We start from the raw sequence: 13,397 nt of genomic DNA, 5'->3' as shown, positions 1-13,397 counted from the left end.
GCACACCGACCGGCCAGGAGCCCGGCCTCAGGGCCGGCTCCTCGGCCGATCGTCCGGAAGGAGGGACGTCGATGAGCACGAAGGACTTCGTCGAGAAGGACTACTACAAGGTTCTCGGCGTCCCCAAGGACGCCACCGACGCCGAGGTCAAGAAGGCGTACCGGAAGCTCGCCCGCGAGTTCCACCCGGACGCCAACAAGGGTGACGCCAAGGCGGAGGAGCGCTTCAAGGAGATCTCCGAGGCGAACGACATCCTCGGCGACAGCAAGAAGCGCAAGGAGTACGACGAAGCCCGCGCGCTCTTCGGCAACGGAGGCTACCGGGCGGGTCCCGGTGGCGCGGGAGGCAACTTCAACTTCGACCTGGGTGACCTCTTCGGGGGAGCCCAGGGCGGCGGCCACCCCGGCGGCGCCGGTGGGTTCGGCGGCGGCGGCGGAGGCCTGGGAGACGTCTTCGGCGGCCTCTTCAACCGCGGTGGTGCGGGCACCCGTGTGCAGCCCCGGCGCGGCCAGGACATCGAGTCCGAGGTGACACTCAGCTTCACCGAGGCGGTCGACGGGGCCACGGTCCCGCTGCGGATGTCCAGCCAGGCTCCCTGCAAGGCGTGTTCGGGCACCGGTGACAAGAACGGCACCCCGAGGGTCTGCCCGACCTGCGTCGGCACCGGACAGGTGTCGCGCGGCAGCGGCGGCGGCTTCTCGCTCACCGACCCCTGCGTGGACTGCAAGGGCCGCGGCCTCATCGCCGAGGACCCCTGTGAGGTCTGCAAGGGCAGCGGGCGGGCGAAGTCGGCACGCACCATGCAGGTCAGGATCCCCGCGGGTGTCCTGGACGGTCAGCGCATCCGGCTGCGCGGCAAGGGCAGCCAGGGTGAGCGCGGCGGACCGGCGGGCGACCTGTACGTCGTCGTCCACGTCGACGCCCACCCCGTCTTCGGCCGCAAGGGCGACAACCTCACGGTCACCGTGCCGATCGCCTTCACCGAGGCGGCGCTCGGCGGCGAGGTGAGGGTCCCGACCCTCGGCGGCCCCCCGGTCACCCTGAAGCTTCCGGCCGGCACCCCCAACGGGCGTACGATGCGCGCCCGCGGCAAGGGCGCCGTCCGCAAGGACGGCACCCGCGGCGACCTGCTGGTCACCGTGGAGGTGGCAGTGCCCAAGGACCTCGCACCCGAGGCCCGTGAGGCACTGGACGCATACCGGAAGGCGACCGCGGAGGAGGACCCGCGGGCGGAGCTGTTCCAGGCTGCGAAGGGAGCTTGAGATGGACGGCCGTCGACGTAATCCGTACCAGCTGACCGACGAATCACCGGTGTACGTGATCTCGATCGCGGCCCAGCTCTCGGGCCTGCACCCGCAGACGCTGCGCCAGTACGACCGCCTCGGCCTGGTCTCCCCGGACCGCACCGCGGGGCGCGGCAGGCGCTACTCGGCCCGCGACATCGAACTGCTCCGCACGGTGCAGCAGTTGTCGCAGGACGAGGGCATCAACCTGGCCGGCATCAAGCGCATCATCGAACTGGAGAACCAGGTCGCCGCGCTCCAGCAGCGCGTCGCCGAACTCTCGGCGGCGGTCGACGGCGCGGCGGTGGCCATGCAGCAGCGCGAGGCCCAGGTCCACGCCTCGTACCGCCGCGACCTGGTCCCGTACCAGGACGTCCAGCAGGCGAGCGCGCTGGTCGTGTGGCGCCCGAAGCCCAAGCGGGCCACGGACTAGCGGCGTTGCCCCCCAGGAGGCCCGTCACCCGGCTCGTTCCGGGTGGCGGGCCTCCTGCGTGCGCGTGCCCGTCCCGGCCTCCGGCGGCGGGCGGGTGACGCCGCGCCGCGGGCGGTCAGGAATCCTGGTCCAGAATCCCCGACCGGGCGATCAGGTAGCCGAGTTGCGCGCGGCTGGTGCTGCCCAGAGCGGCGGAGAGTTTGGCGACGTGCGAGCGGCAGGTGCGGACGTTCATGCCGAGGCGGCGGGCGATGGAGTCGTCGACGTGCCCCTCCACGAGGAGTTGGGCGATGGAGCGCTGCACGCCGCTGATGCCTCGGGGGGTCGGGTCGTACTTGACCTCCTCGAGGAGCGGTGCGGCCCGGTTCCAGAGTTGTTCGAAGACCTTGACGAGATACTCGACAAGGCCGGGGTGACGTAGCTCCAGGGCGACTTGGCGGTCGTCCTGGGCGGGAATGAAGGCGACGGTCCGGTCGAACACGATGAGCCGCTCGATGAGCTCCTCAAGGGTTCGTATCTCCACGTTCACATCCGCCATGCGTTCCGCGTAGGCGAGCGTGCCGGGGCTGTACCGGACGGTGTGCTGGTACAGGGTGCGGATGCTGACCCCCCGGTCCACCACGGACAGTCCACGCTCCAGCGCCTCGCTGAGGCGGTCCTCGCTGCGCCCGCCGCCGGGCTGGATGGTGAGGACCTCGGTGCGGCACTCCGCGGTGGCGAGATCGAGGGCCGCGTTGATCCGGTTGACGCCTTCCAGCACGGTGATGGCGTGCGTGGTCGGCGGGTCCTGGGCGCTGATGTCCATGAACGGCCCGAACGCCTCCGACAGTTCGACCGAGTGCCGGCGACGCTGCTGGATCTCGCGTTCTATGGGGTGCAGATGCTGCGCCAGGGCGGCCGACGGCGGGACGGGCCGGAGCCAGTCGGCGTCGTCCGGATCCGGGTGCAGCAGGGCGAAATCCATCAGGCAGGGCGCCGGTTCCACCTCGGTGCGAGCGATGCGCCCGGAACGCAGCGCACTGGCGTAGAGGCGCCTTCCCGCTTCGCACAATTCGGTGATCCCATGAGGATGCGTCTGCTTTGCGGTGCTTGTAGCCATTTATCCACCCCCCAGGTTCCTGAACATGCAGGAACATGATGCATCGACTCAGTGGTGTTCGCGTGCCCAGGTGGGACATCGTCTTAGGTGCGGGGGAGAAGAATCCACAAGTGAGGACGAAGCCGACTATGTACAAGCGAATGCTTCGCTCGGCGCTTGCCGCCTCGTTCGTTGCGGCCCTGGGCTTTGGACTGCTGAGCGGTGGCGACATTGCGTGGGGCAGCCAGGCGGGATCTGCACCGGGGGACATTGCCTGGAGCATCGAGGCAGCTGTACCCGGTGACATCGCCTGGTCCACGCCCGGTGACATCGCCTGGTCCGTCCCGGCCCGCGCAGTCGCATGACCACCCCGCCGGACGACCGCACCTTCCGGCGCGAGATGGCCACGGCCTATCGCTCCGGGTGGCACTTCATCGATCTGCTCACGGCACTCCCCCGTCGTGGCGACTCGTTGATGGTCACCCTGTTCGGTGAGCCGATCGTCGTCGTGCTGGAAGAGGGCGAGGACGTCCGCGCCTATCGCTGCCTTCGTCGGCCCCGAGGGGCTCCGCAACCGGTCCGCTGTGCCGTGAGGTACGGCATGATATTCGTCAATCTCGATCAGCGTGATCATGAGCTGTTCGAATCTGAAGCCATCTCCGCCACCCCCCGCAGTGCCTGAACGACCCCCGTCGTTCCATATCGTTCAGGCGCTTCCCCCACACAGCGGCGCCATCGTGACCTGAACACGATGGCGCCGTTGTGCTGCCCCGGGGCGGCCGGGCCGCCGGCTGAGGCCGTGCCCTTTCAGCCCGTGGCGGTTCAGGCCCGCCCGAGAGCCCGGTCCAGGGCGATCTCGATGACGACCCTCTCCGGGTTGTGCCTCGGCGTGCGCTCGTAGCGCTCCGCGTAACGGCGTACCGCGTCGTCGACGACCTCCTGCTCCGTGCGGATCGTCGCGACGCCCTCCAGCGTCGCCCAGCGCGCCTTCTGCATCTGGCAGACCGCCACCCGTGCCGTCCCCGGCGCCGCGGCCAGGACGTTGGCGACCTTGCGGCTGCCCTTGCCGGTGATGACACGGGCGAGCCCGGCCTCAGGGTCGTACGTCACGCCGACCGGCACCACGTGCGGGGTGCCGTCGGGGCGGAGCGTCGTCAGCGTGCAGACGTGGCGCTCGCGCCAGAAGGCGAGGTACTCGGGGCTGGGATTGCGTACATCGTGCATGGCGCCAAGCCTAGATCGTGTCGTCCCCGGGAATCGGGGCGTCCCTGTGCGGTGGTGGGGGCGCGTGGCGGGCGGTTCACCCCGAACGGACCCCGGCGGTGGTCCCGTTTTCGGCTTGAGCGGAGTACGCTCAACTTTATTAACGACCCACACGGCATACCGCCCATCGCACGGAGGAGAGAGCGCACGTGGACGCCGAGCTGACCAACAAGAGCCGGGACGCACTCAACGCGGCCACCAGCCGGGCCGTGAAGGACGGGCACCCCGATCTCACTCCCGGGCACCTCCTGCTCGCGCTGCTCGCGGGCGAGGACAACGAGAACGTCATCGACCTGCTGGCGGCCGTCGAAGCCGACCAGGCGACCGTACGTGCCGAGACCGAACGGCTTCTCGGCGCGCTGCCCAGCGTCACCGGTTCCACCGTCGCGCCCCCGCAGCCCGACCGCGAGCTCCTGGCCGTCGTCGCCGACGCCGCGCAGCGCGCGAAGGAGCTCGGCGACGAGTACCTCTCGACCGAGCACCTCCTGATCGGCATCGCGGCGAAGGGCGGCCGCGCCGGTGAGATCCTCACTCGGCAGGGTGCCGGCGCGAAGAAGCTGCTGGACGCTTTCGAGAAGAGCAGGGGAGGACGACGGGTGACCACACCCGACCCGGAGGGTCAGTACAAGGCCCTGGAGAAGTTCGGTACGGATTTCACGGCCGCGGCCAGGGCGGGCAAGCTCGACCCCGTCATCGGCCGGGACCAGGAGATCCGCCGCGTCGTCCAGGTGCTGTCGCGGCGCACGAAGAACAACCCCGTGCTCATCGGCGAGCCCGGCGTGGGCAAGACGGCCGTCGTCGAAGGGCTCGCCCAGCGCATCGTCAAGGGTGACGTTCCCGAGAGCCTCAAGAACAAGCGGCTCGTCTCGCTCGACCTCGGTGCGATGGTCGCGGGCGCCAAGTACCGCGGCGAGTTCGAGGAACGCCTGAAGACCGTCCTCTCCGAGATCAAGGAGAGCGACGGCCAGATCATCACCTTCATCGACGAGCTCCACACCGTGGTCGGAGCCGGCGCCGGCGGGGACTCCGCGATGGACGCGGGCAACATGCTCAAGCCGATGCTCGCCCGCGGTGAGCTGCGCATGGTGGGCGCCACCACCCTCGACGAGTACCGCGAGCGCATCGAGAAGGACCCCGCCCTGGAACGCCGCTTCCAGCAGGTCCTGGTCGCCGAGCCCTCCGTCGAGGACACCATCGCGATCCTGCGCGGGCTCAAGGGCCGGTACGAGGCGCACCACAAGGTCTCCATCGCGGACTCGGCGCTCGTCGCCGCCGCTGCGCTGTCCGACCGCTACATCACCTCCCGCTTCCTTCCCGACAAGGCCATCGACCTGGTCGACGAGGCGGCTTCGCGGCTCCGCATGGAGATCGACTCCTCGCCGCTGGAGATCGACGAGCTCCAGCGTGCCGTCGACCGGCTGCGGATGGAGGAGCTGGCCCTCAAGAACGAGACCGACCCGGCGTCCAGGCAGCGCCTGGAGAAGCTCCGCCGCGACCTCGCCGACAAGGAGGAGGAGCTGCGCGGCCTGACCGCCCGCTGGGAGAAGGAGAAGGAAGGCCTCAACCGCGTCGGTGAACTGAAGGAACGCCTCGACGACCTGCGCGGGCAGGCCGAGCGCGCCCAGCGCGACGGGGACTTCGACACCGCGTCCAAGCTGCTCTACGGGGAGATCCCGGGCCTGGAGCGGGAGCTGGCCGAGGCGGACGAGGCGGAGCAGGAAGCCGCCAAGGACACCATGGTCAAGGACCAGGTCGGCCCGGACGACATCGCGGACGTCGTCGGCGCCTGGACCGGCATCCCCGCCGGGCGGCTCCTGGAGGGCGAGACGCAGAAGCTGCTGCGCATGGAGGGGGAGCTCGGCAAGCGGCTGATCGGGCAGAGCCGGGCCGTGCAGGCGGTGTCGGACGCGGTACGCCGTACGCGCGCCGGAATCGCCGACCCTGACCGTCCCACCGGCTCGTTCCTGTTCCTCGGGCCGACCGGTGTCGGCAAGACCGAGCTGGCCAAGGCGCTCGCGGACTTCCTGTTCGACGACGAGCGGGCCATGGTCCGCATGGACATGAGCGAGTACGGCGAGAAGCACAGCGTCGCGCGGCTCGTCGGCGCCCCTCCCGGGTACGTCGGGTACGAGGAGGGCGGCCAGCTCACGGAGGCGGTCCGCCGCCGCCCGTACAGCGTCGTCCTGCTGGACGAGGTCGAGAAGGCCCACCCCGAGGTCTTCGACATCCTGCTCCAGGTACTCGACGACGGCCGGCTCACCGACGGTCAGGGCCGCACGGTCGACTTCCGCAACGCGATCCTGATCCTGACGTCCAACCTCGGCAGCCAGTTCCTCGTCGACCCCCTGATCGCTCCCGAGGTGAAGGAGCAGCAGGTTCTGGACGTGGTGCGCGCCTCGTTCAAGCCGGAGTTCCTCAACCGGCTCGACGACCTCGTGGTGTTCTCCGCCCTGTCGGGCGACGAGCTCTCGCACATCGCCGCGCTCCAGATCGGCCGCCTGGCCAAGCGCCTCGCCGACCGCAGGCTCACCCTCGACGTCACGCCGGAGGCCCTGGCCTGGCTGGCCGAGGAAGGCAACGACCCGGCGTACGGGGCACGGCCGCTGCGCCGTCTCATCCAGACGGCGATCGGCGACCGGCTCGCCAAGGAGATCCTCGCGGGCGAGATCACCGACGGCGACACGGTGCGGGTGGACCGGGCAGGGGACGGGCTGGTCGTGGGCCCGGCGCCCGCGGGCAAGACCCTGTAGGCCGCGCAACGGGCACCGTGTCCCCGGCCGGGGTTCCACTCCCGGCCGGGGACACGCGTTTATGCCGACCCTGTTGTATTAATGCGTGCCCTGTGCATCCATCGCCCTTGCCGCTGTTCACCGGCGCCCGCGAATTTAAGCCGAAAATTCCTGCCGCATGGCCGAATGGAAGACGCCCGGTGTTACCTGGACCGGTATTTGTACCGGCCGGGTACATAAGCGTCGACTGTAGTCGTGTACCGGCCGACGTCGGCCAGCCGCACGGGATTCGACCGGTCGAGGCGGTGCGTGGCGCGCAATAACGGGACACTCCGGACGCTATTCCGCGGACTGCCGGGACGGTGTGGAGGTGAATTCTGCACCGGTAAGGTACGCGCATGACGGAACGGATACCTGATGACATAAGCCCGGGGGCGAAGGATTGCAAAAGCGACAATCTCATTCGCCTCGGCGAATTTCGCGCTCTATGGGCGGCTTATGCTCAGTCGGTCCTCGGTGACCAGCTCGCACGCGTCGCCCTGTCGCTCCTGGTCTTCGAACGTACGGAGTCGGCCGGCTGGACAGCGGCCACCTACGCACTGACCACATTGCCCGCCCTGCTGTCCGGGGTGCTCCTGTCCGGCCTGGCCGACCGCTTCCCCCGTCGCACGGTCATGATCGGGTGCGACCTGGTGCGCGCGGTCCTGATCGGGCTCATGGCCCTGCCCGGAACACCCCTGCCGCTGCTGGCCGGCCTGCTGGTCCTGGCGCAGCTGGCCGAGGCGCCCTTCGGTGCCGCGCAGGGGGCCCTGCTGCCGAGCGTCCTCGGCGACAAGAAGTACGAACGTGGTCAGCGGACCATGCTGATCACCTACCAGGCCGGCCAGCTGATCGGCTTCGCCGGCGGCGGGATCGTCGTCGTGTGGCTCGGCAGTCACGTCTCCCTCGGGCTGAACGCCCTGTCGTTCCTGATCTCCGCCGCGCTGATCCGCCTCGGCGTGAAGGCGCGGCCCGTCGCGAACGCCGAGGCGCGGCAGAAGCGGCTGCACACCCAGGTGCGCAGCGCCGCCGCGCTGATCTGGTCGGACCCCAGGCTGCGGTCGCTGATGGCCCTGGGCTGGCTCGCGGGCTTCATCGTGCTGCCGGAGGGCCTGGCCGCCCCCTTCGCCCAGGAAGCCGGCGGGGGCGCCGCGTCCGTCGGCATCCTGCTCGCCGCGCATCCGGCGGGCATGGTCCTGGGTGCCGCCCTCCTGGGCCGGCCCCAGGTGGGGGACGAGCGGCGCCGCCGCCTTCTCGGCCCGCTGGCGGTCGGCGCGAACGCCCCCCTGATCCTGTACTGGGCGGGACCCGGGGTGGGGACCGCCGCGCTGCTGCTGATGGTCTCGGGCGTGTTCTCCGCCTACCAGATCACCGCCGGAGCCACGTTCGTCCTGCTCACCCCCGCGGATCAGCGCGGCCAGGTGCTGGGGCTGGCCAGGTCGGGGCTCACCGCCATGCAGGGCATCGGAGTCGCGTCGGGCGGCGTCGCCACGGAGTTGGCCGGTTCGTCGGCCGACACCATCGGAGGTGCCGGGCTCCTCGGTACGGCCTGTGCCGTCCTGGCCGCTGTCGCCTGGTCGAAGGCCCGGGGGAGAGGCACGGGAACGATTCCCCTCAGGGCGTAGGACCAATGGCCGTCGATCGCGGTTAGGGTCGAAGGCAAAGTCAGGCAACCACGTGCGATCCACAGGAGTAACCGGCGATGTCTATCGACCCGTCCTCGATTCCCAACTTCGGGGGACAGCCCGATCCGCAGGCCTCTGCACCCGCTGGCCCCGTCGTCCCTGACCAGGACCTCGTCAAGCAGCTGCTCGAGCAGATGGAGCTGAAGTTCGTCGTCGACGACGAGGGCGACCTCGCCGCGCCGTGGGAGGAATTCCGCACGTACTTCATGTTCCGCGGTGAGGACGAGCAGCAGGTCTTCTCGGTGCGTACGTTCTACGACCGCCCGCACGCCATCGACCAGCGTCCCGTGCTCCTCGACGCGATCGACGACTGGAACCGCCGCACCCTGTGGCCGAAGGTCTACACGCACGCCCACGAGGCCGAGGAGGGCGCCGAGGCGTCCGTCCGGCTGATCGGTGAGGCGCAGATGCTCATCGGCACGGGCGTCAGCCTGGAGCACTTCGTCTCCTCGACGGTCAGCTGGGTCCGCGCCTCGATCGAGTTCGACAAGTGGCTCGTGGAGCGTCTCGGGCTGGAGTCCGCCGAGGGCAAGCCGGACGACACCGAGTCGCCGGAAGCCTGATCACGACGCCCGGCCCGGCTCGGGGCGGTGACCGAGAGGCCGCCGCCCCGGGCCGGACCGCTGTCCGGGGCCGGTTTCAGCGCGTGAGTGCCTTCAGGCGGCCTACCGCGTCGGTGAGGACCTCGACGCGCTTGCAGAACGCGAAGCGCACGAAGGGCGCCCCCTGCTCCCGGTGGTCGTAGAAGACGGCGTTCGGGATGGCGACGACCCCGCAGCGTTCGGGCAGGGCGCGGCAGAAGGCGAAGCCGTCGTCTCCGGCGCTGAGCGGGCGGATGTCGGTGGTGACGAAGTACGTCGCGGACGGGCGGTAGACCCCGAAGCCCGCTTCGGCGAGTCCGTCGCTGAGCAGGTCGCGCTTGGTGCGCAGGTCGGCGCGCAGCGCGTCGAAGTACGTACGGGGCAGGCGCAGCGCCTCGGCGACCGCGTACTGGAGCGGCCCCGCGGACACGTACGTGAGGTACTGCTTCGCCGAGCGGACCGCCGTGACCAGCTCCGGGCTCGCGGTGATCCAGCCGACCTTCCAGCCCGTGTACGAGAACGTCTTCCCCGCGCTGCTGATGCTGACCGTGCGCTCGCGCATTCCGGGGAACGAGGCGAGCGGCAGGTGTTCGCCCTCGAAGACGAGGTGCTCGTAGACCTCGTCGGTGATGACGAGGAGGTCGCGTTCGCAGGCGAGGGCGGCGACGGCGGCCAGCTCCTCGCGCGTGAGGACGGTACCCGTGGGGTTGTGCGGCGTGTTGAGGAGGATGAGGCGGGTGCGGGGTGTGACGGCCGCACGGAGTTCGTCGAGGTCGAGCCGGTACGCGCCGTCGTGCGGGCGCAGGGTGACGGGGACGCGGGTGCCGCCCGCCATGGCGATGCAGGCGGCGTACGAGTCGTAGTACGGCTCCAGGGCGATGACCTCGTCGCCGGGCTCCACCAGGGCGAGCAGGGAGGCCGCGATGGCCTCGGTGGCGCCCGCCGTGACGAGGACCTCCGTGTCGGGGTCGTACACCAGCCCGTGGAAGCGCTGCTGGTGCTCGGTGATCGCGGTACGCAGTTCCGGGATGCCAGGACCCGGCGGGTACTGGTTGCCGAGTCCGGCGCGCAGGGCACGGACCGCCGCCTCCCGGATCTCCTCGGGGCCGTCGGTGTCGGGGAAGCCCTGGCCGAGGTTGATCGAGCCCGTCCGGGCGGCCAGCGCGGACATCTCCGCGAAGATGGTCGTGCCGAACTCGGTGAGGCGGCGGTTGAGCAGCGGTCGTCCCTGTGTCATGGCCGCCATCCTGCACCGAAGCCGCCCCGCACCGAAGGGTCCCGGGGCGAAGCTCTGGAGTTGCTCAAGTCTGCTTTGGCTCCGGGAAGCGGTGGGAATCCCCCTGGCACAACGGGGAGCGGGTGACCTCGCTTCGGGGGATGGAAGGGTGTTGAGGTCCGTGGAGACATTCATAGGGGTACTGGTGGGGATCGCCGTCGTGTCGGCGGTCGGCGGCCTGGTCGTCGGGGCGGTCCGCAGGCGCAGGCCCGTGCCCGGGGGAAAGGTGTCCGGGCGCCGCCGGGCCGCCGGCCTCGGTGGGGGGAGCGGAAGCGGCGGCGGTGCGTCGTGCGGCAGCGGCTCCTCCTCCTGCGGGGGCTCGTCGTGCGGAGGCGGTTGCGGGGGAGGCAGCTGACACCGGGAAGCCGGTCCGTCGGCGGGCGCTTCGCGAGTGAGGTGTCCGGTGGGTGAACTCCCGCCGGACACCTTTTCGTTGAGCCACGCGGAGAGAACGGGTTGAACAGTTGAACCGTGCTGCCCCCTGGGGGATGGAAACCACGTCAAGTTGGGCAAAAACGCTGTGAGTGCGGCGTACTTCGTGATTCCCTCCTTCCAGAGAACATTCAGCCCTCGGACCCCAGTTGGACCTGATCGGGCGTCTCCCTCCCCCACGCGCACCTCCAGGGGGCGCCCCCTGTCCATGTGTCCACGTGTGTTTGCGGAGCCGAACCATGCTCACGACCCTTCAGACCTCCTATTCCGACACCCGCGCCGCCGACCTCGCCTGGGCGCTCGGACGGGAGCCCCTGCCCGCCCTCGCCGTGCTCGACCTCCAGTTCGAAGAGGTGAAGCTGCAGTTGAGGCTGCTCGGCGCCTCCCATCAGGTCCTCCTGGAGGAGGAGCGCGGCACCTGTTCGGAGACGGTTGCCTGTATCCCCGGAAGCAGTACCCCGTTGCCCCTCGGCGTCGCCAAGCGGTTCGGGGACTGGGAGTACGAGTTCGCGGCGCGCGTCGAGACGCTCGGTGAAGGCGCGTTCGCGGGCCGCGCACAGGAGCTGCTCGCCCTCGTCGCCGATCATCCGCACGGACTGGCCGGGACGTTCCCCGGCAGCCCGCACGCCTTCACGGCGCTGCTGGCGCAGCGGACGGATGGCCAGGTGCGGTGGCGCACCTGGCACGCGTACCCGCAGGAGGGGCAGCTGGTGGTGACGCGCACCCGGGTGGGGGTGCGGGTCCCCGCCCCGGCACTGTGACCCCCCGGCGCCGTGACCTCGCGACCCCGGGGCCCGCGACCGGCGCTCCGGCCGGCGCTCCGGTCGACGGGGCCCGTGCGCGGGGGCGTCTCCATGCCTCACTTACACCCGTGTGGGTGACAAGCGGCGACTGGTTCGTCACGTAGCGTTCGTTTCATGATCGACCAGCAGGTGCCGCTGCGAGGGGACGCGGCGCGGCTTCCCGTACGGCCGAGGACCGGACGGTTCCTCGTGCTCGCCGCTGTCTTCATCTGCGCCGCCTGCGGTCTGGTGTACGAGCTGGAGCTGGTCGCGCTCGCCTCGTACCTGATCGGCGACTCGGTCACTCAGGCCTCCGTCGTGCTCTCCGTGATGGTGTTCGCCATGGGCATCGGATCGCTCCTCGCGAAACGTTTGCGCAACCGTCCGGCGGTCGGGTTCGGGCTCATCGAGGCGGCCCTCGCGCTCGTCGGAGGTTCGTCCGCGCTCGTGCTGTACGCCTCGTTCGCCTGGCTCGGGGAGTCGCGGTACGCCCTGGTCGGGTTCTCGCTGACGATCGGCGTGCTGATCGGCGCGGAGATTCCCCTGCTGATGACGCTGATCCAGCGCGTCGACCGCCAGGACGCGGGCGGCGCCGTCGCCGACCTCTTCGCCGCCGACTACGTGGGGGCGCTCGTCGGCGGGCTCGCCTTCCCGTTCCTGCTGCTGCCCATGTACGGCCAGCTCACCGGCGCGCTGTTCACCGGAGCGGTGAACGCGGCGGCCGGCGGGGCGCTGGTGCTCTGGCTGTTCCGGAGGGATCTGAGCTCGCGGGCGCGGTGGCTGCTGGTCCTCGCCAACGTCACGGTGATCGCGCTGCTGGCCACCGCCACCGTGCTGGTCGACGACTTCGAGCGCGCCGCCCGGCGCGCGGTCTACGGGGACCGGGTGCGGGTCGCCGTCCAGACCGAGGTGCAGGAGGTCGTCCTCACCGGGGAGGGACGGGAGTCCCTGGACCTCTATCTGGACGGGCGGCTGCGGGTCAGCGCACGCGACGAGCACCGCTTCCACGAGGCGCTGGTGCACCCGGCGATGCGCGGCCGGCACGGCCGGGTGCTGATCCTGGGCGGCGGCGACGGCCTGGCCGCCCGTGAGGTCCTGCGTTACGAGGGTGTGCGGGCCGTCACGGTCGTCGAGCTGGATCCCGCGGTCACCCGACTGGCCCGGACGGACCCCGCGCTCTCCGCGCTGAACGGCCACGCGTACGAGGACCCCCGGCTGAGGACCGTCGGAGGGGACGCGTTCGACTGGCTGCGAGCGGCGCGGGGCTCGTACGACGTCGTCGTGTCGGATCTGCCCGACCCGGGGATCACGGCGAGCACGAAGCTGTACTCGGCGGAGTTCTACGGGCTGGTGGGCGAGGCCATCGCGCCGGGCGGGCGGCTGGTGGTGCACGCGGGGCCCGTGGGCGTGAGGCCGCGGTCCTTCTGGACGGCCGAGGCCTCCGTACGGGCGGGCGGCCTGGCGACGCGTCCGTACCGGGTCTCCGGCAGGCTCTCCGGATTCGCGGCCGGCCCCGACCGGGTCACGGACCGGGCCCGGGAACCGCGCGACTGGGGCTTCGTCCTGGCCTCGCGGCGGACCGTGCCGCCCCTCGCCCTGGATCCGGGGGCTCCGGAACTGCGGTCGTTGGGGGAGGGCGAACTACGGAAGGCGAGCATGGCCGCGGAGCGCGTACGGATGCGCGGACAGGCGCCGTCGACCCTGGTGCACCCGCGGTACTGGGAGGAACCGTGACGGTCCTGTGCGGGGCCGGAGGCGCGGACAGATGGAAGCGGGGAAGCGCTGACGTGGTGGCCGGGTCTGAGTAGGCTCGGTT

General features: G+C 70.6%; 11 protein-coding genes. 8 read left to right on the top strand and 3 right to left on the bottom strand.

Annotation, left to right across the window (positions count from 1 at the left end; translation table 11 throughout):
* The first annotated feature begins 71 nt into the window (after positions 1-71).
* Entirely contained in the window at positions 72-1,262 is a 1,191-nt protein-coding gene (gene dnaJ, locus AB0C82_RS30995; RefSeq protein WP_362848447.1) for a molecular chaperone DnaJ, read from the top strand.
* Between the two features lies 1 nt (position 1,263).
* A complete protein-coding gene (locus tag AB0C82_RS30990) occupies positions 1,264-1,716 on the top strand; it encodes a helix-turn-helix domain-containing protein (protein ID WP_328911044.1) in 453 nt (150 codons plus the stop codon).
* 115 nt (positions 1,717-1,831) lie between these two features.
* Here the strand turns inward: AB0C82_RS30990 and AB0C82_RS30985 are convergent, their stop codons facing one another.
* Positions 1,832-2,815 (bottom strand): helix-turn-helix transcriptional regulator, encoded by a 984-nt coding sequence (locus AB0C82_RS30985; RefSeq protein ID WP_362848444.1) that lies wholly within the window; start codon positions 2,813-2,815, stop codon positions 1,832-1,834.
* 340 nt (positions 2,816-3,155) lie between these two features.
* Here AB0C82_RS30985 and AB0C82_RS30980 point away from each other — a divergent pair, with 340 nt between their 5' ends.
* Complete coding sequence (locus AB0C82_RS30980; protein ID WP_362848441.1) at positions 3,156-3,476, top strand: (2Fe-2S)-binding protein; 321 nt, start codon at positions 3,156-3,158, stop codon at positions 3,474-3,476.
* 140 nt (positions 3,477-3,616) lie between these two features.
* On the opposite strand, the gene AB0C82_RS30975 is transcribed toward AB0C82_RS30980, so the two are convergent.
* Positions 3,617-4,018, bottom strand: a complete 402-nt coding sequence (locus tag AB0C82_RS30975) for a TIGR03618 family F420-dependent PPOX class oxidoreductase (protein WP_362848438.1) — start codon at positions 4,016-4,018, stop codon at positions 3,617-3,619.
* Positions 4,019-4,206: 188 nt separating this feature from the next.
* On the opposite strand from AB0C82_RS30975, the gene clpB reads away from it, so the two are divergent.
* The 3 genes from clpB (at position 4,207) to AB0C82_RS30960 (ending at position 9,073) form a co-directional block, all read left to right on the top strand.
* On the top strand, positions 4,207-6,807 hold the full coding sequence (gene clpB, locus AB0C82_RS30970) for an ATP-dependent chaperone ClpB (RefSeq protein ID WP_362848435.1): 2,601 nt from the start codon (positions 4,207-4,209) through the stop codon (positions 6,805-6,807).
* 377 nt (positions 6,808-7,184) lie between these two features.
* A complete protein-coding gene (locus tag AB0C82_RS30965) occupies positions 7,185-8,450 on the top strand; it encodes an MFS transporter (protein WP_362848433.1) in 1,266 nt (421 codons plus the stop codon).
* A 77-nt stretch (positions 8,451-8,527) separates the two neighbouring features.
* The gene (locus tag AB0C82_RS30960; protein WP_362848431.1) at positions 8,528-9,073 is read left to right on the top strand and encodes a YbjN domain-containing protein; all 546 of its coding nucleotides are present in this window, start codon (positions 8,528-8,530) and stop codon (positions 9,071-9,073) included.
* A gap of 76 nt (positions 9,074-9,149) precedes the next feature.
* On the opposite strand, the gene AB0C82_RS30955 is transcribed toward AB0C82_RS30960, so the two are convergent.
* Entirely contained in the window at positions 9,150-10,328 is a 1,179-nt protein-coding gene (locus AB0C82_RS30955) for a pyridoxal phosphate-dependent aminotransferase (RefSeq protein ID WP_362848428.1), read from the bottom strand.
* Positions 10,329-11,038: 710 nt separating this feature from the next.
* On the opposite strand from AB0C82_RS30955, the gene AB0C82_RS30950 reads away from it, so the two are divergent.
* Positions 11,039-11,560 (top strand): DUF2617 family protein, encoded by a 522-nt coding sequence (locus AB0C82_RS30950; protein ID WP_362848426.1) that lies wholly within the window; start codon positions 11,039-11,041, stop codon positions 11,558-11,560.
* A gap of 156 nt (positions 11,561-11,716) precedes the next feature.
* Entirely contained in the window at positions 11,717-13,315 is a 1,599-nt protein-coding gene (locus AB0C82_RS30945; RefSeq protein WP_362848423.1) for a polyamine aminopropyltransferase, read from the top strand.
* Positions 13,316-13,397: the final 82 nt, after the last annotated feature.

Origin of the sequence: Streptomyces sp. NPDC048560, from assembly GCF_040650955.1 — a bacterium.
Lineage (GTDB): Bacteria > Actinomycetota > Actinomycetes > Streptomycetales > Streptomycetaceae > Streptomyces.
Note: the sequence above shows the minus strand (reverse complement) of the source record. Positions and strands in the feature narration are given on the sequence as shown.

Coding starts and splice junctions, on each gene's coding strand:
- AB0C82_RS30950 (WP_362848426.1), top strand. CDS start 11,039: ATGCTCACGACCCTTCAGACCTCCTATTCCGACACCCGCGCCGCCGAC.
- AB0C82_RS30975 (WP_362848438.1), bottom strand. CDS start 4,018: ATGCACGATGTACGCAATCCCAGCCCCGAGTACCTCGCCTTCTGGCGC.
- AB0C82_RS30965 (WP_362848433.1), top strand. CDS start 7,185: ATGACGGAACGGATACCTGATGACATAAGCCCGGGGGCGAAGGATTGC.
- AB0C82_RS30955 (WP_362848428.1), bottom strand. CDS start 10,328: ATGACACAGGGACGACCGCTGCTCAACCGCCGCCTCACCGAGTTCGGC.
- AB0C82_RS30985 (WP_362848444.1), bottom strand. CDS start 2,815: ATGGCTACAAGCACCGCAAAGCAGACGCATCCTCATGGGATCACCGAA.
- AB0C82_RS30945 (WP_362848423.1), top strand. CDS start 11,717: ATGATCGACCAGCAGGTGCCGCTGCGAGGGGACGCGGCGCGGCTTCCC.
- AB0C82_RS30990 (WP_328911044.1), top strand. CDS start 1,264: ATGGACGGCCGTCGACGTAATCCGTACCAGCTGACCGACGAATCACCG.
- AB0C82_RS30980 (WP_362848441.1), top strand. CDS start 3,156: ATGACCACCCCGCCGGACGACCGCACCTTCCGGCGCGAGATGGCCACG.
- AB0C82_RS30960 (WP_362848431.1), top strand. CDS start 8,528: ATGTCTATCGACCCGTCCTCGATTCCCAACTTCGGGGGACAGCCCGAT.
- dnaJ (WP_362848447.1), top strand. CDS start 72: ATGAGCACGAAGGACTTCGTCGAGAAGGACTACTACAAGGTTCTCGGC.